The sequence below is a fragment of the Eubacterium uniforme genome (assembly GCF_900167115.1).
GTDB lineage: Bacteria > Bacillota > Clostridia > Lachnospirales > Lachnospiraceae > Eubacterium_S > Eubacterium_S uniforme.
The window spans coordinates 23,626-47,571 of the sequence record NZ_FUXZ01000009.1 but is presented as its reverse complement, the minus strand read 5'-3'; the positions used below and the strand labels follow the sequence as shown (position 1 = coordinate 47,571).

Below are 23,946 nucleotides of genomic sequence, written 5' to 3'. Positions count from 1 at the left end.
TATAAACCTAGAAAAGAATTGTTTGAACTTACTCCGAACTTATGGAAGCATTTGATAAATTGTAAGGGAATTGATGAAAGGACTGATAAATATGGCAAATATCATAACTGGAATTAGAATATTACTTAGCGTTGTTTTGATATTTTGTCCAGTATTATCTCCGACGTTTTATGTGGTATATATACTTGCTGGAGTTACAGATATGATTGATGGTATGATAGCAAGGGAAATGGGTACGATTAGTGAGTTTGGATCTAAACTTGATACAGTCGCGGATTTTGTATTGGTTGTTGTATGCATGATAAAATTGATTCCGGCAATTCACGTGCCAAGTTGGCTTGTTATCTGGATTATTGTTATTGCTATAATTAAGGTTATTAACTTAATTTCAGGATATGTTATGCGAAAAGAAGTAGTTGCGCTACATACAGTAATGAATAAGTTAACTGGGATATTACTTTTTATACTTCCGATGACATTAAGATTTATTGATTTGAAATATAGCGGAGCATTTGTTAGTGCTGTAGCTACATTTGCTGCAATACAGGAAGGATATATTATTAGATCAGGAACGGAGGTGACTGTAGATGCCACGGAATGATCATGAAAGATGGCAGATGGACCTTGAAGAATATATCAGACAGGGAGAACCTGAGCAATCAGAGAAATCTACTGCATGGAAAACGGCTATTGGCCTTCAGGATGTTGACGGGTTGAAAACCTCCGAGTATTTGTTGGAAACGGCCAAAGAGCATATTGAAGGAAAAATAGATATAAAGACTGCGCAGAAACGCATTCAGTCTTATTACGAGGAAAGACAGACTCAAAGTGAGATTGAAGAGGGAACAAAGGAAGCTGATATTGTTTCAGCCAGAATCACTGAGCTGCTGGGTGAAAGAACATTTCAGTTTTCACCGGCAGAGTGGAAGACCATTCATAAACGGCTGTTCAAAGATATATTTCCCCATGCTGGAGAATACAGGACTTATAACATTACGAAAAGCGAATGGGTTCTTAATGGAGAGACAGTTCTGTATGCATCGGCTGACAGTATAAGGGATACCTTGGATTATGATTTCGGTCAGGAAAAGAATTTTTCCTTTGAAGGCCTTTCAGCTGATGATGCTGTAAAGCATATAGCGAAGTTTACCTCCGGTATATGGCAGATTCATCCGTTTTGTGAAGGCAATACAAGATCTACGGCGGTTTTCGTTATTAAGTATTTGAAGACGTTTGGCTTTTCAATTAATAATGAGATATTTGCCGAGAACTCATGGTACTTCAGAAACTCACTTGCCAGAGCCAATTATAATGATCTGGGCAAGGGAATCAGCGCTACTACAATATATTTAGAACGATTTTTTGAAAACCTTCTGATGGGTTATCAGAATGAATTGAAGAATAGATTTATCCACGTGGATTACAAGGAACAAAGTGCAATTCAAAGTGCCAAAAGTGCAATTGAAAAAGATCTAAAGTGCAATAATTGCACTTTGGAGGAATTGGCAATTCTAAAAGAGTTACTGAAGAATCCTTCGATTACTCAGAAAGAATTGGCTGGTATCATAGGAAAATCAGAAAGAACGATAAAGACGCGAACAGTTGAAATGCAGGAGAAGGGACTAATCCGTAGAGAGAACGGTAAGCGTAACGGCAGATGGGAGGTGTTGGTAAAACTATGATAGATACTTATGTTGATGAAAGGGACTATGAGCTTCTAGAAGCGGACAGATACACATTTTTCGTTCTGAAGCGGATCATGGGCGGGGAATGTAAACTACTGTTGTCTGACCATGAGAGAATGATCCTTTGCTTTACAGGACATCCGTTCCCGGTTTGGATATGGACAGCAGATGATGTATCAGAAGAAGAAATGGAAAAGGTATATCAGCTGGCCAAAGAAAAAAAGTTACTCACCGGAGAATATCATTTTAACATTAAGTATTCTCTTGCAGAGTATTTCATAAGACGAGCAGCGGAAGATGGATTAGAGTTGAAAATCTCCACAAATATGTTTGCATATGACTGCCTTAACCCTGTTAAACCGAAAACAGAGGCAGAGGGAGAGATTTACCGTTGTGAGATGAAAGACTTAGAAGAGGTAGTTGAGTTTCTGGCGGTGTTCCACGATGAAATTGGCATTGATCAAAAGGATAATAATGGTTACAGGAAAGATGCAGAATCTTTTATCAATACAGGGAATATGTATCTTTGGAAGGATGAAAAGGGGCGGAGCGTAGCAAGCTGTAAGTATGCGTCAGCCGGAGCTATGGCATCGATAAACCTTGTGTTCACACGCCCCGAGTATCGCAGAAAACATTATGCGGAAAACCTTGTTTATCAGGTTACGATGAAAGTGAAGGAAGCAGGATATGTACCGATGCTTTATACAAATGCGGATTATGTAGCGTCAAATGCATGTTATGAGAAGATCGGCTATGTCCTTCGTGGCAAGTTGTGTACGATTGGTTAATATCACTCGCATTAAATTCCGCATTGATTATTATGCTGAAGACGGTGGCAAGGTGTTGCTCAACGAAAACGACGTTGAGACGGTAGTTCAACTTTCAAAATGAGATACTGATATGAGTAGTTCGGAGGAGGCATGATAGCAAGGGAAAAGGGTATACGTGAAGAAAGTAGGAATGATTAAGGAAAAAATATGAGTTTACAATTTATAAAAGCCGGAACATCAGATGCATTGACATTAACCGGCATTTCAAAAAGAGCATTTGAAAGTGATGTTTTAATAGGAGGTCCATCATCTGGTGAACCACCAGGATATCTTGGGTATAAGGAAATAAAGCGTGATGAAGAATTTGTTTTTTATTCAAAACAAGTTTGTTAAGAATAATTAAGGAGAAGCATATGAATAAAGAATGGTCAGAACTTAACAAGGTTATGCAGAGTCAGTTAAAGAAAAAAGATACCTATGAAACTGGAATAGATACACTTATTACTTTGCGTAATGCTTTATGGAATACAGTTTTTTCATTTAAGGAAGAATTAAATAAAGATGATTATAGCGCCATTCCGTTTATAAATGCAGATGGATATCATAGTAAAACAATTGCGTATTCATTGTGGCATATCTTTCGTATTGAAGATATTGTAGCTCATACTTTGATAAAAGAAGATGAGCAGGTATTTTTTACTGGAAATTACCAGGAAAGAATATGTTCTCCAATTATAACAACAGGTAATGAACTTGTTAAACAGGAAATTGCTGAGTTTTCAAAGAAGTTAGACATAGATGAATTATATTCATATATGCTTGAAGTTAAGCAGAGTACGGAAGATATTTTAAAGAGTTTATCTTTTGATGATATGAAGAAAAAGATATCTGAAGAAACAAGAGAAGAACTTAAGTCATTGCATGTAGTTAGTGATGATGAGAATGCAATTTGGTTAATTGATTATTGGTGTAATAAGGATATACGTGGTTTAATCCAAATGCCTTTTTCTAGACATTGGATTATGCATATAGAGGCGTGCTTAAGAATAAAAAATAAGATTTGTTAAAGTAGCATATTGTAAATAATTTAAGGAACGGTATAGGGAAATGTATTTACTTGAAAAGAGAATTAAAAAATTAGCAATTAAGAATATTATTTTTATTATAATAGCAGCATTTAATGTTTTGCTTTGTGGATCATATATTATTTCTGAGTTTGTCTATTATAGAGATGATTTAGACACAGCTATGCATGCTGTTTCAATGAAAAGTTCAATAAGAGGTATGATAGTTGCAATTATATTATTAACAATTGCAATAGTATCTAGAAAGTGGATAGGTAATGCAAGAATATATTCAAGTTATTTTGAAAATGATCTTGATGGATATGTAACTTATCATGATTTGGCAGGTGTTACAGGTTATAGTGTGGCTAAGGTTAGAAGACATTTACATATTTTTAGAAAACTATATATGAAAAATTATGAACTTAAAGTTATTAAGGGACAGGAGATGGTTGAACTATATAGTAAGACTTATATGTGTGAATGTAAAAACTGCGGTGGCGTGATTGAAAAGAGAGTATTCTTTACAGGTATATGTTCATATTGTGGAAGTTCAGATTTGCATGCTAAAGTTTTAACTGATAATAGATTTTACAGTATTGCTAGTGATTTTAAATATGGTGTAAACAAACCTGATTATTATAGGGCTAAAAATCTAAATTCAAAGAAAGTTGGCGCAATTATATTTTTTATACTGGGAGCATTTATAACAGTAATCTTTTTTATGATTGGTGTTTCTGATTTATCGCACTATTTTGATCATGAATATCAGAGGGATTTATTACTTTCACCAGATTATCCATATAAATCATATGAATTAATAAAGGGAGAGATACTAAATAGTTTTATTTATGATTGCATATTTGTTTTAGTATTTGCTCCATTAAGTTATATGGCACTAAGAAGAATAATTAGCTCTGGTGCAGCAAATGTATTTGCTCAATTTTTCGCATATTGTAACCAGGCATTTTCAAAGATAGAATGGTTACCGAATGCAGGTGTGGTTAGTAAACCAAAAACAAAATTAAAAGAAGTTAGAAGAACCATTCATAAAGGCTATTTAAAGCATTGTTCAATGGAAGTTCATGAAGGTGAGGTTATGGTTTCTCTTGCTAAACGAATAGTAAAAGATACATGTCCATATTGTGCTGCACCGATAGTTGGAGCAGTTTATAAAGACTATAAATGTCAGTACTGTGATAATGTGATTATGGGTGTAATTGAAAAGAAAAATTAACCAAAAAATCTTTGAAAAATATATTGACAATTAAATAACAAGGTGATAAAATCCATATCAATAAAACAAAAGGGAGTAGCTAACAAGTTACATTGTATTTAAATCGTCAGAACGATCGTTTGATCCGGTTTAAGTTGAAATAGCAAGACTTTTGTTAAACGTAATTGCGTTTAACAGGAGTCTTTTTTTATATAATAATGTAAATTTGTTTTATAAAATGAACTTTTGTTTTATAATGTAACATATAAAAATAAATGGGAAAGAAAGGAAGTATGTTATGGGTAGTTTTATTTTGGCATTTGAAGAGGAAAGCTCTATGAGCGGCTTAAATCCTTTCATTGTCGCACCAATTGCTTTACTAGTTTTATTTGTACTTTTAATTATTATTTCTAGTTATGTGAAGGCACCACCTGATAAGGCTTATATTATTTCAGGTCTTAGAAGAAATCCAAAGATTTTAATCGGTCGTGCAGGTCTTAAGTTACCATTCTTCGAAAGAAAGGATGAACTTTTAATTAAGCAGATTAGTATTGATATTAAGACTGGAGATTATGTTCCAACACTTGATTTTATTGGTGTTAATATTGATGCTGTTGCAAAAGTTAAGATTCGTACTGATGAAGAAGGCTTACAGCTTGCTATGAAGAACTTCTTGAATATGAGAGAAGAAGAAATCATGGCTGCATTAGTTGATTCATTACAAGGTAACATGCGTGAAATTATTGGTACAATTAGCTTGAAAGAACTTTGTAATGATAGAAAATCATTTGGTGATCAGGTTCAGGAAAAAGCGCAGGTCGACATGAACCGTTTGGGTATTGAGATTATTTCATGTAATATCCAGCACGTTGTAGATCAGAACGATTTAATTATCGCTCTTGGTCAGGATAACATGGCTACTATCCAGAAGAACGCTAGTATCGCAAAAGCAAATGCTGACAGAGACGTTGCAATTGCGCAGGCTAAGGCTGCTAAGGAATCTAATGATGCTAAAGTTGTTGCTGATACAGAAATTGCTGTTAAGCAGAATGAATTAGCAATTAGAAAGTCTGAACTTAAGACAGTTGAAGATACAAAGAAAGCTGAAGCTGATGCTGCATACGAAATTCAAAAGGAAGCTCAGCGTAAGACAATTGAAATCACAAAGACAGAAGCTGATATCGCTAAGCAGGAAAAAGAAGTAGACTTAAAGAAGCGTGAAGCAGAAGTTAAGGAACAGGCTCTTGATGCTGAAATTCGTAAGAAAGCTGAAGCTGATAAGTTCGCAAGACAGCAGGAAGCTGATGCTCAGCTTTATCAGAGACAGAGAAATGCTGAAGCTGATAAGTTTGAAAAACAGAAAGAAGCTGAAGCTAGAAAAGCACAGGCAGAAGCAGACCTCTTCGCTAAGCAGCAGGAAGCTGCAGGTATCCAGGCAGTAGGTGAAGCTGAAGCTAGAGCTATTGAAGCTAAAGGTAAAGCCGAAGCTGAAGCACTTGAAAAGAAGGCAGAGGCTATGAAGAAGTATGGTCAGGCTGCTATGGTTGAAATGATTGTTAAAGCTCTTCCAGAAATGGCTAAGGCAATTGCTGAACCACTCTCAACTATTGATAAAGTTACTATTATTGATGGCAGTGGTGGAGCAGGTAATGGTGTTGATACAATGGGTTCATATGTACCTCAGGTATTAGCTAAGACTATTGAGTCAGTTAAGGAAGCAACAGGAATTGACATCACAGAAATCATGAAAGCTAACACATACGATGCTAAGGTTAATAAGAATATTAACATTAGTGGTATTGATCCAGTTATCAATCAGACTACAATCAAAACAGAGGATAATGTTAAAACTGTTGAAGGTGTTGCAAGTGAAAATATAGTAGAAAGCGATGATTTGTATTAATTAGTTATTGAAAAATAATAAAAAGTCGTTATAATACATAGAAAGGATGCTACCATTAAGGTAGCATCTTTTTTGTTTGGCAACGAGTCAAGTACATCAAGCTTACTTGAATGTATTTGACGACTGCGTACAATCCCGAAACAAGCGTAGCGGTTTCGGTGATTGTATAGTAACTTATTAACAACTTAGTTTTTAACTAACAAGAAAGGATATCTTATGTACAATTATGTATTTTTTGACTTGGATGGGACTTTATCACAATCAGAATTTGGTATTATTAATTCAGTGTCATTCGCTTTGGAAAAACTTGGTGTGAATGTGGATAATAAAGAAACTTTAAAGAAGTTTATTGGACCACCACTTGCAGCATCGTTTAAAGATTATTATGGTATGGATGAAGAAACAATTGAAAAAGCAATTGGGTTATATAGAGAGTGTTATAATGGTGGAGAAATTTTTAATGCTCCATTATATGAAGGAATAAAAGAAACTCTTGAAGAGTTGAAAAATCATGGAATAAAAATGTATGTGGTAACGTCAAAGCCTACACATATGGCAAAGAAAATAATTGAACATTTTGATATTTCAAAATACTTTGAAGATGTAGTAGGACCTGATTTAAAGGATAGAAGTTATTCAAAGAAGGAATTAGTTGAGGCAGCTATTAATAAGTCATCAGCAAGTCCAAATTTAAATGAATATATTATGATTGGTGATAGATGTTTTGATATAGATGGCGCAGTTGGTAATAACATTGACTCTATTGGTGTATTATATGGTTATGGAAATAGAGAAGAATTAGAACAGGCTGGTGCAACATATATAATTGATTTTCCAAAAGATATAGTAAAAACAGTGTTATAAGAAAACTAAAAATATGGGTAAAGAAAGCAGGATTAAACTTAGTGTTGAATCCTGCTTTTGTCAAATAAATACAGGGTATTCTAAATGATAAAAATTAATAAAAATATAAGAATATTTTGGATATAATGACAGATGACATATTTAAAAGTCGGTGATAGAATTGAAATTGTGGTGAGAATATTATTTGAAATTGTTTAAATTATTGAGTGATTAAATAATATTTGTGATAAGGATTTAAGCATTTGATATGCTAAAAAGGAAAAGGTGAAAATGAAGAAATACGAAAAAGAGATTGAAGAAATACTTGATGAAATAAAGTATAATGAACGTACTTTGGATATGAAGAATTTTATACAGCATGGTAAAATTTCTACATATGATCATTGTGAAAGCGTAACTAATTTAAGTTATAAGATAAACAAAAAATTACATCTTCGTGCGAATGAAGATACTTTATGTAAGGGTGCTATGTTACATGATTTTTACCTTTATGACTGGCATAATTATGATGATGGAAGTCATAAACTTCATGGATTTAGTCATCCAAAGAAAGCTTCAGTTAATGCTAAAAAGTATTTTGAAGTAAGTAGGGAGGTAGAGCATGTGATTTCAAGTCATATGTGGCCACTTACATTTAGAAGTTTTCCAAAGAGTAGGGAAGCTTGGATAGTATGTATCGCTGATAAATGCGTTGCAATAAGGGAAACATTATTTGCTAGATAACTTGACTAGATAATTATACTATGTTAGTATTTTTATAGTTCTAAAACATTAGAACACATTATAAAAAAAGAAGGGCACACATAGTGTGAAAGGTGAACCGATGAAGATTAGATAGTTTATTTTGGTATTATTAAAAACATATTTTAATTAAATGGCCGTAAGGTCTGTTTTTGATGCCGATTTAGATTATCGTTTTCATTGTGAAGAATCTTTATTAATGTGTGTTATATATGATGTGTATAGCTATTATTAATTGTTATGGTTAATAACTAGGCTTATTCATTTATTGTATACACATCTTCATGTGCGTTTTAATCTGCTTCGGTTGAAGCAGATTTTTTATTGCCATTTAAAGACAGGAGGTAAGTATGGCACAGATAAAAGTAAGTAATTTAACATATGCATATGAAGGTAGTATGGATAATGTTTTTGAAAATATATCATTTAATATAGATTCGGATTGGAAGTTAGGTTTCGTTGGTAGAAATGGAAAAGGAAAAACCACACTTTTAAATCTTTTGATGGATAAGTATTCATATAAGGGAAGCATAGTTTCTAATATGAAGTTTGATTATTTTCCCTATTCCATATCATCATATGCCATGGAAAAATGCGCATATGAATTAATAGAAGAATGGAAGCCTGAAATTGAAAACTGGCAGGTTCTAATTGAACTTAATGAAATAGGCATGGATGCTGAATGCCTATATAGACCTTTTAATACGCTTAGTTTTGGTGAAAGAACCAGAGTTATGCTTGCAGTTTTATTTGCTGGGGATAATGAATTTTTATTAATAGATGAACCTACAAATCATTTAGATGTTAACGCAAGAGAAATTGTAAAGGATTTTCTTAAAAAGAAAAAAGGTTTTATATTAGTTTCGCACGATAGAGATTTGCTTGATGCAGTGTGCGACCACATGCTTGTTTTTAACAAGGAAACAGTAAGTGTTCAAATGGGGAATTTTACATCATGGTGGAATCAGAAAGAAATGCAGGATGTTCATAATCTAGCTGAGAATGAAAAACATAAAAAAGAGATAGGCAGACTTAAAAGTTCTATTGATAGATTTGACAGATGGGCTAAAAAAGGTGAGAGTACAAAAATTGGATTTGATCCCATTAAGGAAAATGATAGAAGTATTGCAACCCGTGCAACCATAGGTGCTAAAACAAAAAAGATGAATTCTAGAATTAAGAGCTTTGAAAAAAGAGTAGATAGGGAAATAAGTGAAAAAGAAGGATTGTTAAAGGATATTGAAAGCGTTAAGAACTTAAAGATTAATCCTTTGGAATTTCATAAAAAGACCTTGGTAAATGCCTATGATTTATCACTACAATATGAAGGTATGGATGAGCTATTTGCTGATTTGAGATTTGATATAAAACAGGGTGAAAGAGTTTTATTATCTGGAGCAAATGGTTGTGGAAAGTCTAGTATTATTAAAGCAATTTTGAGTAAGATCAATAATGAGAATTATGGTTTAATTGTTAATGGTACATTAGAAGTTCCGAAAGGTTTGGTTATTTCATATATTAATCAGGATACATCTAATCTTTCAGGAACACTTAAGGAATATGCTGAAAAAAATAGTCTTGATGAAACATTGTTTTTAACTGTTCTTAGACAGTTGGATTTTGAACGAGCACAGTATAATAAAAGGATTGAGGATTTTTCTGAAGGTCAGAAGAAGAAGGTTTTAATCGCGGCAAGCCTAATTACTCCAGCTCATTTATACATATGGGATGAACCACTTAACTACATAGATGTTTTTTCAAGAATGCAGATTGAGAAACTGATTTTAGATTTTAAACCAACAATGCTTATAGTAGAACATGATGTAAGATTTAAGGAGAAAATTGCTACTAAAGAAATAATTGTTAAATAGAATATGATATAGTAAAATTACATAAGATGAATGCCTAAAATATTTATGGAACGAAAGGAAAGAAAAATGAAAGAATTTAGAGAAAACATCTGGAAAGATGGAGAGTATAATTACGAAGCTGCGTATGGTTTTGTACCTAACATTCATGCATATATGCATGAAGATGATGTTAAAAGAAAATGCATGATTATTTGTCCTGGTGGTGGTTACTGTATGTGTGTTCCACACGAAGCAGAATTACCTGCTTTTGAGTTTTATAATCAGGGTATGAATGTATTTGTATTGACATATACAACTGATATTACAATGTCAGTTAAATTAGAAAAACAGCCACTTATGGATGTATCAAGAGCAGTAAGATATGTTAGAAAAAATGCCGATAGATTTAATATAGATAGTAGCAAATTGCTACTATGTGGATTTTCAGCAGGAGCTCATGTATGTGGAAGTATTACAGTTCATTTTGATGATGTTATTGAAACTAATGAAGAATACAAGGATGTGTCTAATAGACCGGATGGTGTAATATTGTCATATCCTGTTGTTACAACAGGCGAGTATACTCATATTTATTCTGTATGGGCGCTTGTTGGGCAGGATGCAAGCGAAGAGGAAAAAGAGTACTTTTCAATTGAAAAACACGTTGATGAAAATATACCACCTTGTTTTATTTGGCAGACAGCGACTGATGATTTGGTTCCTGTTGAAAACAGCTATCTCTTAGCTAAGGCATTAAAGGAAAAGAACATTCCATTTGCTCATTATGTATTTCCTACAGGAATGCATGGTTTATCAACATGTGATGAGAATTTCCTTTATGGTAGAGAAATTTTAGATTATACCATGGAACAGGTTATGAGAGCTGTTGATAACGTTAAAAAAGGAAAAGGTATTAATGTATCAGAACAAAGAAGGAAAGAATTAGAGGAGCAGTTTGCAGGTGTTGATACAAGTGTTTATGAAAATGATAAATACTTTGAGATTAAGTGCCGTAGTGATGAAGAAATTGCTCAGAAACAATTGATTGATAGAAATACGTTCGCTGGTGATAAGAGCGTTATAGAAGATGTTGGTTTATGGACAAAACTAGCAAATGCTTGGATTAAAAGAATTTAAAAATATCGTATCTAAAAATGTACGCAAAATAAGCATATGATGATATAATTATAAAGAAAGGTTATTATTTTATAATTGTATGGAGGATTTACATGGCACAAGAAGATTACGCACAGGCGTTAAAATTAGGACAGAAGGTTCACAGAGAGAAGATAGCTAACGGAGAGTTTGCATATCTTCCTGTATTAGATGAAATATTAACACATGTTAAAGTTGTTGAAGACATGCCTTTAGGAATTATGGAAATTCCGCTTTCTGATGTTGTTGGCACATACGCTGAAGGTAGAACGCAGGCATTTGCTCCAAATTTTATGCCAATACTTGAGTATGGTAGTGAGTTTTCAACTAAGTGGAGCAGTCTTTATGATTATCAGATTGAATCTGGAATTGCAGATCCAATTCAAGTTTATGAATATATGCATAAGTATTATGTCATAGAAGGGCATAAGAGAGTAAGCGTCTTAAAGTATCTAGGTGCATCTTATATTTCAGCGGATGTGGTTAGAAAAGTTCCAGAAAGAACAGATGATGAAGAAAATATAATTTATTATGAGTATTTAGATTTCTTTGCAAAGACTGGAATTAATAATTTGCATTTTACAAAGTCAGGTAGTTATGCAAAGATGTTATCATTTATTCTTGATGATGAGGAAGATGTACTTACTGAAGATGAGAGAAAGGATGTAGCGTTTTTCCATGCTCATTTTGAAAAAGCATATAATAGTTTAAAGGATAGTACTACGAAGTATATTACTGATGATGATGCAATGCTTTTTTATTTATCACTTTATCCATATGAGGATGAAAAGGATTTATTAGAAGGTGATATTAAAACAAAATTGCAGGCTATATGGTCTGAGATTAGTAATTTAAGTGCAGATAATCCTGTTGAAATACGAATGGAAGAGGATTTAGCTAAAAAGAGTAAGGTTCGATTTAATCCATTTAGATCAAATAAGGCAAGTAATTATAAAGTTGCATTTGTTTATGATAAAGATCCTGAGGAATCAGCTTGGATATATGGACATGAACTTGGTAGATTATTTATAGAAGATGAAATGCCTGATAACATTAGCAGTGACTATTTTGTTATTCCAAGTGATGATGAACAGGCAGATGGTAAACTGGCTGAAATATGCAAGAATGGATATGATATCATATTTATAGTTACGCCAAATCTTATTAGCTCAAGTATTAAGGTTGCGGCACAATTTCCTTCAGTTTATATATTTAACTGCCAGTTAGGATCAACACATAATACGGTTAGATCTTATTATGCAAGAATCTATGAAGCTAAATTATTAACAGGAATTATAGCAGGTGTACTAAGTGATAATGATGTGGTAGGTTATGTTGCTGATTATCCTATCTATGGTGTTGTTGCTGGTATTAATGCATTTGCTATTGGAGCGAAGATGGTTAATCCAAGAATTAAGATTAAACTTGCATGGTCATCTATGAAGCATGTTGATTATGAAAAGTTATTTAAGGAAGAAGGAATAGATATTATTTCTGCGCAGGAGATGATTACTCCTGAAGCGCATGATAGAAAGTTTGGTTTATACAAAGTTGAAGAAGATGGAACTAAAACTGGGCTTGCAATGTCTGCTTATAATTGGGGCAGATTTTATAAAAAGATTATAGAAGGAATCGAAGACGGTTTATATAAAAGCGCTGATGGAAAGGATAATAAAGCGATAAACTACTGGTGGGGATTTTCTGCTGGCGTTATAGACTTAATTTGTTCTAGCAGAGTGCCGGATGAAACAGTTAGACTTGTTCAAGCTATAAGACATGCTAAGAAGAGAAATAGATTCCATACATTTGTTGGGGAAATAAGAAATCAAGCTGGAGAAGTGATTGTAAAAAAAGGAGAAGTTTTACAACCGGAGGACATTATGAATATGGATTATCTTGTTGAAAATGTTGAAGGCATTATTCCAACAATTGAAGAAATTAAAAACTCAAGTAAAAGAGTTGTTGAACTCCTTGGAGTTAATGAAGGAGGAGGTCAGCAGTCCTTATGAAAATTTTAGTTTTATCAGATGTAGAATCAAAATATTACTGGGATTTTTTCTCTAAGGATAAATTTGAAGGAATTGATATTATAGTATCGTGTGGAGACTTGAATTCAGAATATTTAAGTTTTCTAGTTACTTTAACTAATTTGCCTGTAATTTATGTCTGTGGAAACCATGATTATAAGTATGAAGAAAAACCACCTGAAGGATGCTTTTGTATTGAAGATGAAATTTTTGAATATAAAGGTGTAAGATTTTTAGGACTTGGTGGTTCTATGCTTTATGATGGACGTGGCATACAATTTACTGAGAAAGAGATGAAATCAAGGGTTAGAAAAATGAGAAGAAAGATACGAAAGGCAGGAGGATTTGATGTGTTAGTTACACATGCGCCGGCTTTTGGTATCAATGATGGAACTGATCTTCCACATAGAGGGTTTGAAGCATTTAGAGAGTTATTAGATACATATTCTCCGAAGTTATTTGTTCACGGACATGTACATTTAAATTATGGACTTAAGTATCCTAGGGAAGATATGTATAACGATACAAAAGTTGTAAATGCGTATGAAAGGTATATAATAGAAATTTAATTAAAAGATTTCAAATGTATTGAAATCTATATAGACGTAGGGGAAGTAAAACTAGTTGTATTAGGAGGTAGATTATGTATAAAGATTACAAAAATGTTTATGTGATGGAACATCCATTAATTAAACACAAAATCAGCAAATTACGTGATAAAAATACTGGAACTAAGGAGTTTAGACTTTTAGTTGAAGAAATTGCGATGCTTGAAGCTTATGAAGCATTAAGAAGTTTACCTTTAACTGAAGAGAAAGTTGAAACACCAATAGAAACTTGCATGACAACTGTTATAGATGGAAAGAAGTTAGCTATTGTTCCAATATTAAGAGCTGGACTTGGTATGGTGAATGGATTAACAGCATTAGTTCCATCTGCAAAGGTTGGACATGTTGGCCTTGCTAGAAATCCAGATACACATTTACCAGAGGCTTATTATTGTAAATTGCCAGATGAATTAGATAAAAGAATGGTTGCTATTTTAGATCCAATGCTTGCAACTGGAGGCTCTGCAATTGAAGCTGTTGATTTTATAAAAAAGAGTGGAGCAATAAGTATAAAATTTTTATGTATAATTGCAGCACCAGAAGGCATTGAGAATTTAATGAAAGCACATCCTGACATTGAACTTTATGTTGGAAATGTTGATAGATGTTTAAATGAAAATGCTTATATTTGTCCTGGTCTTGGTGATGCTGGTGATAGAATATTTGGAACAACTTAAATAAATATAATAAAAGACTCAATAGATGTTTAGTGTATAAACATATGTTGAGTCTTTTATATTAAAAATTCTAATAAAATTAATATGATTTAAAAATTTAGTTTAATCAAGTTTTAAAAATTTAGGTTTTCTATTTTCGAAAATACAATAGTAGTCAAAACCGCTTTCTTTAAGTAAATCAGGAATGGTATCAAATGCATATCCTAGATTTGTATATACATGAGCATCTGAACCAACTGTGATTATTTCACCACCAAGTTCTTTATAACGTTTTAAAATCTGCTTTGAAGGATTTGTTTGTTTAAGACCTTTATAAAGTCCAGCAGTATTAACTTCGATACCTTTACCTTTATTTATAAGTTTCTTTAAAATCTCATCAATGATGTCAATGTAATTGCAGTAATTATAAAACTTATCCTTATTAGGTGCATATCTTATAACATAATCAAGATGACCATAAACATCAAAATTATCAAAGTGGTCGATACCTTTATTTAAGAACTCAAAATATCTTTTAAAGCCTTCATCTTCACTATACTCCCCAAAATATTCAGGATAGTATGGATCAATACCGTCAACAAGATGAGTAGAAGCTATGATGAATTCATAAGGCATTTTTTCAGCAAATGCTATACAATCTTTAGCAGTTCTTTCTTCAATTCCAAGTTCAACACCAATGTGAACATTTATCTTATCCTTGTATTTATCTTTTAAAGTTCTAAGTTCTTCAAAGTATTTATTATAGTCTAGAGTAAATAAATCTTTCTCATATTTAAAATCAAAATCCTGATGATCTGTAAAACACATATCACTCATACCTTGTTCAATGCAAGTTTGGATTATTTTCTCTGGATCTTCATGACTGTCGCCTGAAAAGTTACTGTGTAAGTGAAAATCGCAAATCATAATTAACCTCCAAGTGTAAATTTGAGTTAGGTTTATTTGATAAACATAACAAGTACTATGATAATATAATTATTGTATTATTGCAAATGTTTAATACATCATAATTTAGATGGTTTTTATTACAATTTAAATTGACGTATATTGTTAGTTATATTATAATTGTTTTTGTTGGAAACGAATATAATTTTATTTATTTAGGGGTATCCTGTTTATATATTTGTTTTCACATACACATGAAAAAATTAACTAGTTTTAATACTAGGAATATTAAGAATGAATGTAAAAATTTAATAAGGAATTTTACATGAAGAATAATGTGTAATAACGGCTTATGCAGGATACTCACATTATTTTAAGGAGGGAAATTATGTATAATTTCAAAAAGAGACTAGTAAGTCTTACTAGTGCTGCTATGCTTGTGATGACAGGTTTTAATGTACTTGGTATGCAAGTGACATCTTATGCGGAAGAGGCTAAAAAGCCTATCGTTTCTCAAAAAGCCAAAGGATGGACATTTGGTATTTATTTATGTGGACAGAATCTTGAAGCGATTAATTCTAATTCCACAGCTGACCTTATGGAAATTCTTAAAGCTGATGTACCAGAAGGTTTCTCAAAGGATAATAATATTATTGTTGAGACTGGTGGATGCCTTGCTTGGCATTTCAAGGAAGAATATTCAAAGTATCTCATGGAAGAAAAAGGTCTTAGTGAAGCAGAAGTAGATCAGGTTATTCCTGAAGAAATTGATTCTAAAAAGCTTTCACAGTATAAGATTAATTTCGAGCATGAATATACAACTGATGAAGAATCAACACAAACAATTCCAACATTAGAGTTTATAAAAGATATAGCTGATTATGATCCAGCTATGCTTGAAGATTTTGCTGATGAAGATCTTGATGATGAATTAGATTCTAATACTGCAGGTAAAGAAGGTGATACTGTAGTAGGTGATAAGGAAGATGATACTGTTAAGTATGCAAACATGGGTGATGAATATTTCCTTAATGCTTTCTTAGAAGATCTTGATAAGGAATTCCCAGCAGAACATATGGCACTTGATTTATGGAATCACGGTGGTGGTATCACAGGTGGTGTATGTTATGATGAATATACAGATGATCCAATCACTTTATTAGAACTTAAGAAAGTTCTTAAGAATAGAGTTGATAATGGATATGATAAATTAGATATTATTGGATATGATGCTTGCCTTATGTCAAGTTATGAGTCTTGGGTTGGTTTATCAGCTTATGCTAAAATTGGTGTTGGCTCATTAACTTCAGAACCAGGTGATGGATGGTATTATACACCATTTATTGAAGACCTTGGTGCTAATTATACTAAGGAAGATTATACTCCAGCTAAATTCGCTGCAAGTATTGTAGATGCATATGGTGAATATTATAAATTCGATGGTGTATTAATGCAGCAGACTTGGGATGAATATTTGGAAGAACAGGAAGAGAATGAAGGCGAAGATATAGATATTAAGGCTATATTCAATAACGCTAGAAAAAATGCTGTAGTTAAAGAAGAATCTGCAGTATCAGGTAACAAAGAAGATGTTAATGAAGATGTTAAAGAGGAAACAGAAACTTCTAGACCATATGATGAAGAATTTTTAGAAGGAGCTGAAATTGCATTAGCACCTGCTATGTTAACATCTGTTGATTTGGAAAAAGTTGCATTATCAGCAGTTAAGTTTAATTCATTTGGAGAAGACTTATTTAAAGCATATGCTGATAATGAGGGTGTTACATCGATTTTTGAGAAAGCAACGGAAGATGGAGTTATCGAATTTGGTGCTGAAATTGTAGATGTTACAAAGTTATTTGAAGCAGTAGAAACAGTTGCTCCGGAGAGAATTGAAAACTTAAAGGATTCAAGTAATCCATATCATGAAATTGCAGCAACATCATATCAGAATTTATTAGATAATATGGATGAATTAAAAGAATCAATTTCAGCAGGTTTAATTAATTCATATAATGGATGGGAAAGTAATACTTTCTATAATACATTAGCAATGTCTATATTTGTTCCAGATCAGATGGCTGATAATGATATTGCAATCTTTAATGCTAATGAATATCCATTAGTATCAGTAAGTAGTGCATATGCAAGATTAGCATATCTTTATGCAAGCAATATCAAAATGGAAGATATTAAAAACATTCCGTGTAATCCACAGTATGGATATGATGTAGCAAGTGGAGTATTTAATGTAAATGTAACTGAAGAAGAAGCAATGACTATTAATTCATTAGATAGTTTTACATACGTTAATTATAGTGGAAAGAATTATTTACTTAATACACATAGTGTTTATCCAGGAGAGGATATGATTTTAGCAATGCTCTACGGTGATGTAGATAATTTAGATGATATCCGTTATGAAACTTCATTAGAAATTAAACCAATAGATAAGTATTATTCAATAGGTGATAAGACACCAATAAATGCTGAAATAATTGATGAAACATATGACGAAAAGGATCCTTATTCAGGTGAATTCCATTATTTATACATTTTGGGTATGTTAAATGGAAAAGAGGGTGAATTCTATTTCCAAAAAGATGATAATGGAAAATATGTATTTGATAGATTCTACGAGTATTCATTTGGTGAACTTGAAGAAGAAAGCCAGGAAGAAAAGACAAAGAGAATTAAATCAGTTATTAGAAATATTAAAGATGAAGATGTGGATTTAATTCCTATTGAAGAAGATGATGGTGTAACAGAATTAAAAGTTGGTGATGTTATTAATCTTGAAATCAGAGAAGCTAAAGAAGCTAAATTTATGACATGGGGTACAGGTGAAGTTAAAGAAAACATTACATATACTATGTCAAAAGATTATACTATTAGTGAAGCTGATTTAAAAGAAGGCGTTTATACTGATTACGATGAAGAAAACAATGCTTCAAAAGTAAATTATAAAAAATATTCTCCTACATTTGGTGAAAATGCAATCTCTGCTGATGATGTTAATATTGCTTTAGGTTATTCTCGCTATATCGGATATGATGAAGAAACAGATGAGGAATTATATCAGGCAGATGGTAGAGTGTATAATGTTGGTAGAATTAAATCATTTGCTACTGGTAAGATTAAAGTTGAAAAAGAAGAATTTGAACTTACAGGTGAAGCAATTACACCTAAGGTAACTTTTGAAGGAAATAAGTTTGTAGAAGGTAAGGACTTTGAAGTTACTTATGAAAACAATATTGGTATCGGTAAGGCAAAGGCAATTGTTAAACCACTTGGTGATTTAGAAATAGTTGGTGAAAGAACAGTTGAATTTAATATTGTTAAGGCTAAGGTTACAGTTGCTGGTAAAGAAAAAACTGTATATGTAACAGTATACGTTAAACAGCCAAAACAGGTTAAAGTTAAATCAGTTAAGAATAATAAAAAGAAAGCTTTCACTATTAAGTGGAAAAAGGTTAAAGGTGCTTCAGGTTATGTAGTTAAATATGCACGTAACAAGAAGTTTACAAAGGGTAAGAAAGTTAGGATGATTAAGAATATCAAGAAAACTTCTCTTACACTTAAGAAACTTAAGAAGAATAAGAATTACTTCGTAAAGGTTAGAGCATATACTCTTGATAAGAATGGCAAGAAGGTATATGGAAACTGGAGTGAAGTTAAGAAGATTAAAATTAAAAAATAATATTTAGTAATATTAATGGAAATGGCATCTGCTTTTGCAGGTGCTATTTTCTTGTAAAAGTTTGTAAAATAATGTTTGTTTATGATATATTAATACTGCCTATATTTTTAAAACTCAGGTTATTTTATATGAGGAGAATTACAATGAAAAAAAGTATTTATTCCATAATATGCATATTTTTAGGATTTGCTGCAGTGTTTGGTAATGTTGCTGCGATTAATATAGAGTTTTGTGACGCGTATAGAGCAAATGTTTATGGATATATTTCTGATATTTTAGGTAAGCTAACGTCATCAATACCTATATGTATTGGTGAAGTGTTTATGCTTATATTTTTTTTATTGTTGATAATATTTGTTTTACAACTTTTCTTATTTATTGTATTAAAAAAGAAAACAGGTTATAGAATGATATTTTTCTTTTATTCTAAAATGATGATTTTATTATGTGTAATTAGCGTATTTGTTTATACATATACATGGAGTATTCCATTTAGAGGTAGTGTTGTTAAAGTTGTAGGAGCAGTTGATAAAGATTATAAATTAGGTGAAGTAGTTAATGTGCGAGCTCACATAGTTAAGAAAATAAATGAATTATCATATAAAGTTCCACGAGATGAAAAAGGTAAAGTTATATATGATAATAAAAAATCGAGAAGTGAGCTTGTTTATTCAATGAAAAAATTAGGCGAACAATATCCGTTATTAAAAGGATATTATCCACATATGAAAAAAGCGATGATTTCAGATATTCTTGAATGGATGGATATAGGGGGATACACTTATCCATATACCATGGAAGTAACATATAATAAGTATAGTACAGATTTATATTATCCATTTTTATTTGCTCATGAATCATCTCATCATCAAGGATATTATAAGGAAAGTGAAGCGAATTTTTTAGCTTTCTTAGCATGTATAAATAGTGATGATGTATTAGCAAATTATTCGGGATATATAGAAATTTATTATTATTTGAATGATGCGGTATTAGAGAAAGTTTCAAATAATAAGGAAATGCTAGATTATTTAAAAACTCATGATTTGATATTAGAACAAGTTAAAGTTGATATTAATGATGCAATTAAACAAAGTGAAGAATTATATAATAATGATAATCATCCGGCACAAAAACTATCTGAAAGTGCACAGAAAGCATCAAAAGTAGGTTGGGATGTTCAGGATGAAGTATTAAAAGAAGATAATTACGATGGTGTTGTAAAAATGGTACTAGATTATTATGATGTGAATTATGATTTAGACAGCGGGTTTTAAATTATTACGGGAGAAAGAAAAATGAAAATGAGATATTACACTCCTTCTAATTGGGAGTGGAACAGGGCATTGCCAATTGGAAATGGCAGACTTGGTGGAATGGTTTTTGGAGAGAATGAAATAGAACACATTCAGGTTAATGAAGATTCCATATGGGGTAATTCTTATCATGATAGAGTTAATTCAAATGCTAAAGATAACTTACCAAAAATAAGAGAGTTGATATTTGCTGGAAAGATTCCTGAAGCAGAAAGACTTATGAAGTTATCACTTACAGCTGTGCCTGAATCACAAGCGTTTTATCAGACAGCTGGAAATGTGTATATTAATTTAATTAAAGAACAAGGGAAAGCACAAGTTGTTGAACGAGGTCTTGATTTGGATAAGGCTATTGCATATGTGATAGCTGATGATGGAGAAACAAAATACTATAGAGAATGTTTGGCATCTTTTGATGAACAGGTTATAGCATTTAATTATTATTCAGATGAAAAGGTTTCAATTGATTGCTCGTATAATTGCTCACCAGTTAGAACGGATATAAGTCAGGATGAAAATACACTTTATTATTATGGAAAGTCTATGGATGACGCAGTGGAATACGTGGTAGGTCTTAGATGCGTCTGTGATGGAGCAAATGCAGATGTAATGTCAAATCACATTATATGTGAAGATGCTGATTCTATAACTGTTTATGTTTCAATTGAAACATCTTTTTATTGTGAGAATCCTTTTGAAAAAGTTAGGGAAAGACTTGATGAAGCTGAGTGTAAAGGTTATGAAAAAATAAAGGAAGAACACATAAAGGATTATAGTAATCTTGCGGATGCATGTAGTTTGACACTTGGTGAGATGGATGAAAAACCAAATAAATATGAAAATATTGAATATTTATTTGAAAATTTAAATAGCGAAAATGGTAATAAAAAAATAGAGAGTATTAATCAGTTGATAAATATATATTTTAGATTTGGAAGGTATTTGCTGATATCATCAAGTAGACCAGGATTTTTACCTGCAAACCTACAAGGTATATGGAATAATGATTTTACTCCTCCTTGGGGAAGTAAGTTTACAATAAACATAAATGCACAAATGAATTACTGGTCTGCTGAAAGACTAAATTTATCCAGTCTTCATGAACCGTTATTTGCTCATATAAAGAGAATGGAAACGCATGGAAGAGAAGTTGCTAGTAACATGTATGGATGTGGTGGAATAGTTGCTCATCATAATACAGACATATGGGGAGATTGTGCACCTCAGGATACATATAATCCTGCTACATATTGGCCTATGGGATTTGCTTGGCTTTGCACTCATATATGGGATCACTATGAGTATACGGGTGATGAAGAATTTTTAAAAGACATGTATGAAATCATTAAGGAAAGTACGCAATTCTTTATTGATTACTTGGTTGAATACAATGGAAAACTTGTAACATGTCCATCGGTATCGCCTGAAAATACATACATACTTCCTGATGGAACTAAAGGGTGCAATGGATTTGGATGCACCATGGATAATGAAATCTTAAGGGATTTATTTAAGATTAATATTAGAAGTGCAAAAATCCTTGGTGAAGATAAAGAGTACATAGAAAAATTAGAAGCTGTTTTAAGTAAATTACCGGAAGTTAAGATAGGAAGTAAGGGACAAATTTTAGAATGGTTTAATGAATATGATGAAGCCGAAAAAGGTCATAGACATATATCACATTTATATGGTTTGTTCCCATCATCGCAATTTAGTTTTGATGAAACACCTAAGCTTATGGAAGCAGCAAGAAAATCACTTGAAGATAGGTTAGCGCATGGTGGTGGTCATACAGGATGGAGTAGAGCTTGGATCATAGCTATGTTCGCAAGACTTCGTGATGGAGCAAATGCATATAAAAACTTGGTGGCTTTATTAGAAAAATCCACACTACCTAATTTATTTGATAATCATCCACCATTCCAAATTGATGGAAACTTTGGAAGCATAGCAGCTATTAGTGAAATGCTTATACAATCACATAGAGATATTCTTAATGAAGATGAAGAAAGAGTGGTATACATTTTACCTGCAATTCCTGATGAATGGAAAAGTGGAAGTGTAAAGGGATTAGTAGTAAGAGGTGGAGCTAGTTTTGATTTTTCATGGAAAGATGGAAAGGTGATAAGTCTTAAAGTTAAAGCAAATAAAAAGTATAAGGCTTTGGTAAGAGTTAATGATAAAGAAATGGCTTTAAATCTTGATGATTTGGAGGAGTTCAAACTCATATAAAAGATTATTTGATGTTTGTAAAAATAATAACTTTATTGGATTATTTATAAAAGATAAACAAATAAAGGTAATTGGCGTTATATAGATTGTTAAATTTTTGATAATCTTTAAACTAAATGCAAAAATCACTTGATATTTACAAAGAAATTTTGTAAAATAATTGTTAGTTAATTATCAATTAACAGAAGAATAAAAGTTTCAGGAGGAAAAACGCAATGTCAGTAAAAGTTGCAATTAATGGTTTTGGCCGTATTGGTCGTCTTGCATTCAGACAGATGTTTGGTGCAGAAGGTTATGATGTTGTTGCTATCAACGACTTAACAAAGCCTTCAATGCTTGCTCAGTTATTAAAGTATGATACAGCTCAGGGTGGATACTGTGGTAGAATCGGTGAAGGTCTTCACACAGTTTCAGCTGATGACGAAGCTGGTACAATTACAGTAGATGGTAAGACACTTAAGATCTACGCAGAAGCTGATGCTTCAAAACTTCCTTGGGGAGAAATCGGAGTAGATGTAGTACTTGAATGTACAGGTTTCTACTGCTCAAAAGATAAATCACAGGCACACATCGATGCAGGTGCTAAGAAAGTTGTTATTTCAGCTCCAGCTGGAAACGACCTTCCTACAATCGTATTCTCAGTTAACGAGAAGACACTTACAAAAGATGACAAGATCATCTCAGCTGCATCATGTACAACAAACTGCTTAGCTCCTATGGCTGATGCTCTTAACAAGTACGCTCCAATTCAGAGTGGTATCATGAGCACAATTCATGCTTACACAGGTGACCAGATGATCCTTGACGGACCACACAGAAAGGGTGACCTTAGAAGAGCTAGAGCTGGTGCTGCTAACATCGTACCTAACTCAACAGGTGCTGCTAAAGCTATCGGTTTAGTTATTCCAGAACTTAACGGAAAACTTATCGGATCAGCTCAGAGAGTTCCAGTTCCAACAGGTTCAACAACAATCCTTACAGCTGTTGTAAAGGGTAGTGATGTAACTGTTGAAGGTATCAACGCTGCTATGAAGGCTGCTGCTTCAGAAAGCTATGGCTACAATGAAGATGCAATCGTTTCATCAGACGTTATCGGTATGAAGTATGGTTCATTATTCGATGCAACTCAGACTATGGTTTCAAAGATCGCTGATGATCTTTACGAAGTTCAGGTTGTTTCATGGTATGACAACGAAAACTCATACACAAGCCAGATGGTTAGAACAATCAAATATTTTGCTGAACTTGCATAA

General features: G+C 32.5%; 19 protein-coding genes. 18 read left to right on the top strand and 1 reads right to left on the bottom strand.

Going from position 1 to position 23,946, the window contains the following annotated elements:
- Positions 1-91: 91 nt before the first annotated feature.
- From B5D16_RS07715 to upp, 14 genes are all read left to right on the top strand, one after another.
- On the top strand, positions 92-601 hold the full coding sequence (locus B5D16_RS07715; protein ID WP_078766519.1) for a CDP-alcohol phosphatidyltransferase family protein: 510 nt from the start codon (positions 92-94) through the stop codon (positions 599-601).
- Positions 588-1,682: a Fic family protein gene (locus B5D16_RS07710; RefSeq protein ID WP_078766413.1), complete on the top strand. Its 1,095-nt coding sequence runs from the start codon at positions 588-590 to the stop codon at positions 1,680-1,682. Before B5D16_RS07715 ends, B5D16_RS07710 begins: the two co-directional genes overlap by 14 nt.
- Positions 1,679-2,473, top strand: coding sequence for a GNAT family N-acetyltransferase (locus B5D16_RS07705; protein WP_159444337.1), 795 nt, complete (start codon positions 1,679-1,681; stop codon positions 2,471-2,473). Before B5D16_RS07710 ends, B5D16_RS07705 begins: the two co-directional genes overlap by 4 nt.
- Positions 2,474-2,662: 189 nt before the next feature.
- Positions 2,663-2,848, top strand: a complete 186-nt coding sequence (locus B5D16_RS07700; protein WP_200803962.1) for a hypothetical protein — start codon at positions 2,663-2,665, stop codon at positions 2,846-2,848.
- A 20-nt stretch (positions 2,849-2,868) separates the two neighbouring features.
- The gene (locus B5D16_RS07695; RefSeq protein ID WP_078766411.1) at positions 2,869-3,522 is read left to right on the top strand and encodes a phage head-tail adapter protein; all 654 of its coding nucleotides are present in this window, start codon (positions 2,869-2,871) and stop codon (positions 3,520-3,522) included.
- Positions 3,523-3,562: 40 nt separating this feature from the next.
- On the top strand, positions 3,563-4,756 hold the full coding sequence (locus B5D16_RS07690; RefSeq protein WP_078766410.1) for a hypothetical protein: 1,194 nt from the start codon (positions 3,563-3,565) through the stop codon (positions 4,754-4,756).
- A 277-nt stretch (positions 4,757-5,033) separates the two neighbouring features.
- Positions 5,034-6,638: an SPFH domain-containing protein gene (locus B5D16_RS07685; protein ID WP_242943016.1), complete on the top strand. Its 1,605-nt coding sequence runs from the start codon at positions 5,034-5,036 to the stop codon at positions 6,636-6,638.
- Positions 6,639-6,854: 216 nt separating this feature from the next.
- On the top strand, positions 6,855-7,502 hold the full coding sequence (locus B5D16_RS07680; protein ID WP_078766409.1) for an HAD hydrolase-like protein: 648 nt from the start codon (positions 6,855-6,857) through the stop codon (positions 7,500-7,502).
- 270 nt (positions 7,503-7,772) lie between these two features.
- Positions 7,773-8,225, top strand: a complete 453-nt coding sequence (locus B5D16_RS07675; RefSeq protein ID WP_242943015.1) for an HD domain-containing protein — start codon at positions 7,773-7,775, stop codon at positions 8,223-8,225.
- A 368-nt stretch (positions 8,226-8,593) separates the two neighbouring features.
- A complete protein-coding gene (gene abc-f / locus B5D16_RS07670) occupies positions 8,594-10,114 on the top strand; it encodes a ribosomal protection-like ABC-F family protein (protein WP_078766407.1) in 1,521 nt (506 codons plus the stop codon).
- 66 nt (positions 10,115-10,180) lie between these two features.
- Positions 10,181-11,230 (top strand): alpha/beta hydrolase, encoded by a 1,050-nt coding sequence (locus tag B5D16_RS07665; RefSeq protein ID WP_078766406.1) that lies wholly within the window; start codon positions 10,181-10,183, stop codon positions 11,228-11,230.
- 92 nt (positions 11,231-11,322) lie between these two features.
- Entirely contained in the window at positions 11,323-13,257 is a 1,935-nt protein-coding gene (locus B5D16_RS07660) for a BMP family ABC transporter substrate-binding protein (protein WP_078766405.1), read from the top strand.
- Complete coding sequence (locus B5D16_RS07655) at positions 13,254-13,844, top strand: metallophosphoesterase family protein (RefSeq protein WP_078766404.1); 591 nt, start codon at positions 13,254-13,256, stop codon at positions 13,842-13,844. The genes B5D16_RS07660 and B5D16_RS07655 overlap by 4 nt, the downstream gene beginning before the upstream one ends.
- 74 nt (positions 13,845-13,918) lie before the next feature.
- On the top strand, positions 13,919-14,560 hold the full coding sequence (gene upp, locus B5D16_RS07650) for a uracil phosphoribosyltransferase (protein ID WP_078766403.1): 642 nt from the start codon (positions 13,919-13,921) through the stop codon (positions 14,558-14,560).
- A gap of 102 nt (positions 14,561-14,662) precedes the next feature.
- Here the strand turns inward: upp and B5D16_RS07645 are convergent, their stop codons facing one another.
- Positions 14,663-15,466, bottom strand: a complete 804-nt coding sequence (locus B5D16_RS07645) for a histidinol-phosphatase HisJ family protein (protein ID WP_078766402.1) — start codon at positions 15,464-15,466, stop codon at positions 14,663-14,665.
- Between the two features lie 367 nt (positions 15,467-15,833).
- Here B5D16_RS07645 and B5D16_RS07640 point away from each other — a divergent pair, with 367 nt between their 5' ends.
- The 4 genes from B5D16_RS07640 (at position 15,834) to gap (ending at position 23,946) form a co-directional block, all read left to right on the top strand.
- Entirely contained in the window at positions 15,834-19,145 is a 3,312-nt protein-coding gene (locus B5D16_RS07640) for a clostripain-related cysteine peptidase (RefSeq protein ID WP_159444336.1), read from the top strand.
- Between the two features lie 143 nt (positions 19,146-19,288).
- Entirely contained in the window at positions 19,289-20,422 is a 1,134-nt protein-coding gene (locus tag B5D16_RS07635) for a DUF3810 family protein (protein WP_159444335.1), read from the top strand.
- Positions 20,423-20,443: 21 nt separating this feature from the next.
- A complete protein-coding gene (locus B5D16_RS07630) occupies positions 20,444-22,693 on the top strand; it encodes a glycoside hydrolase family 95 protein (RefSeq protein WP_078766399.1) in 2,250 nt (749 codons plus the stop codon).
- A gap of 215 nt (positions 22,694-22,908) precedes the next feature.
- On the top strand, positions 22,909-23,946 hold the full coding sequence (gene gap / locus B5D16_RS07625; protein ID WP_078766398.1) for a type I glyceraldehyde-3-phosphate dehydrogenase: 1,038 nt from the start codon (positions 22,909-22,911) through the stop codon (positions 23,944-23,946).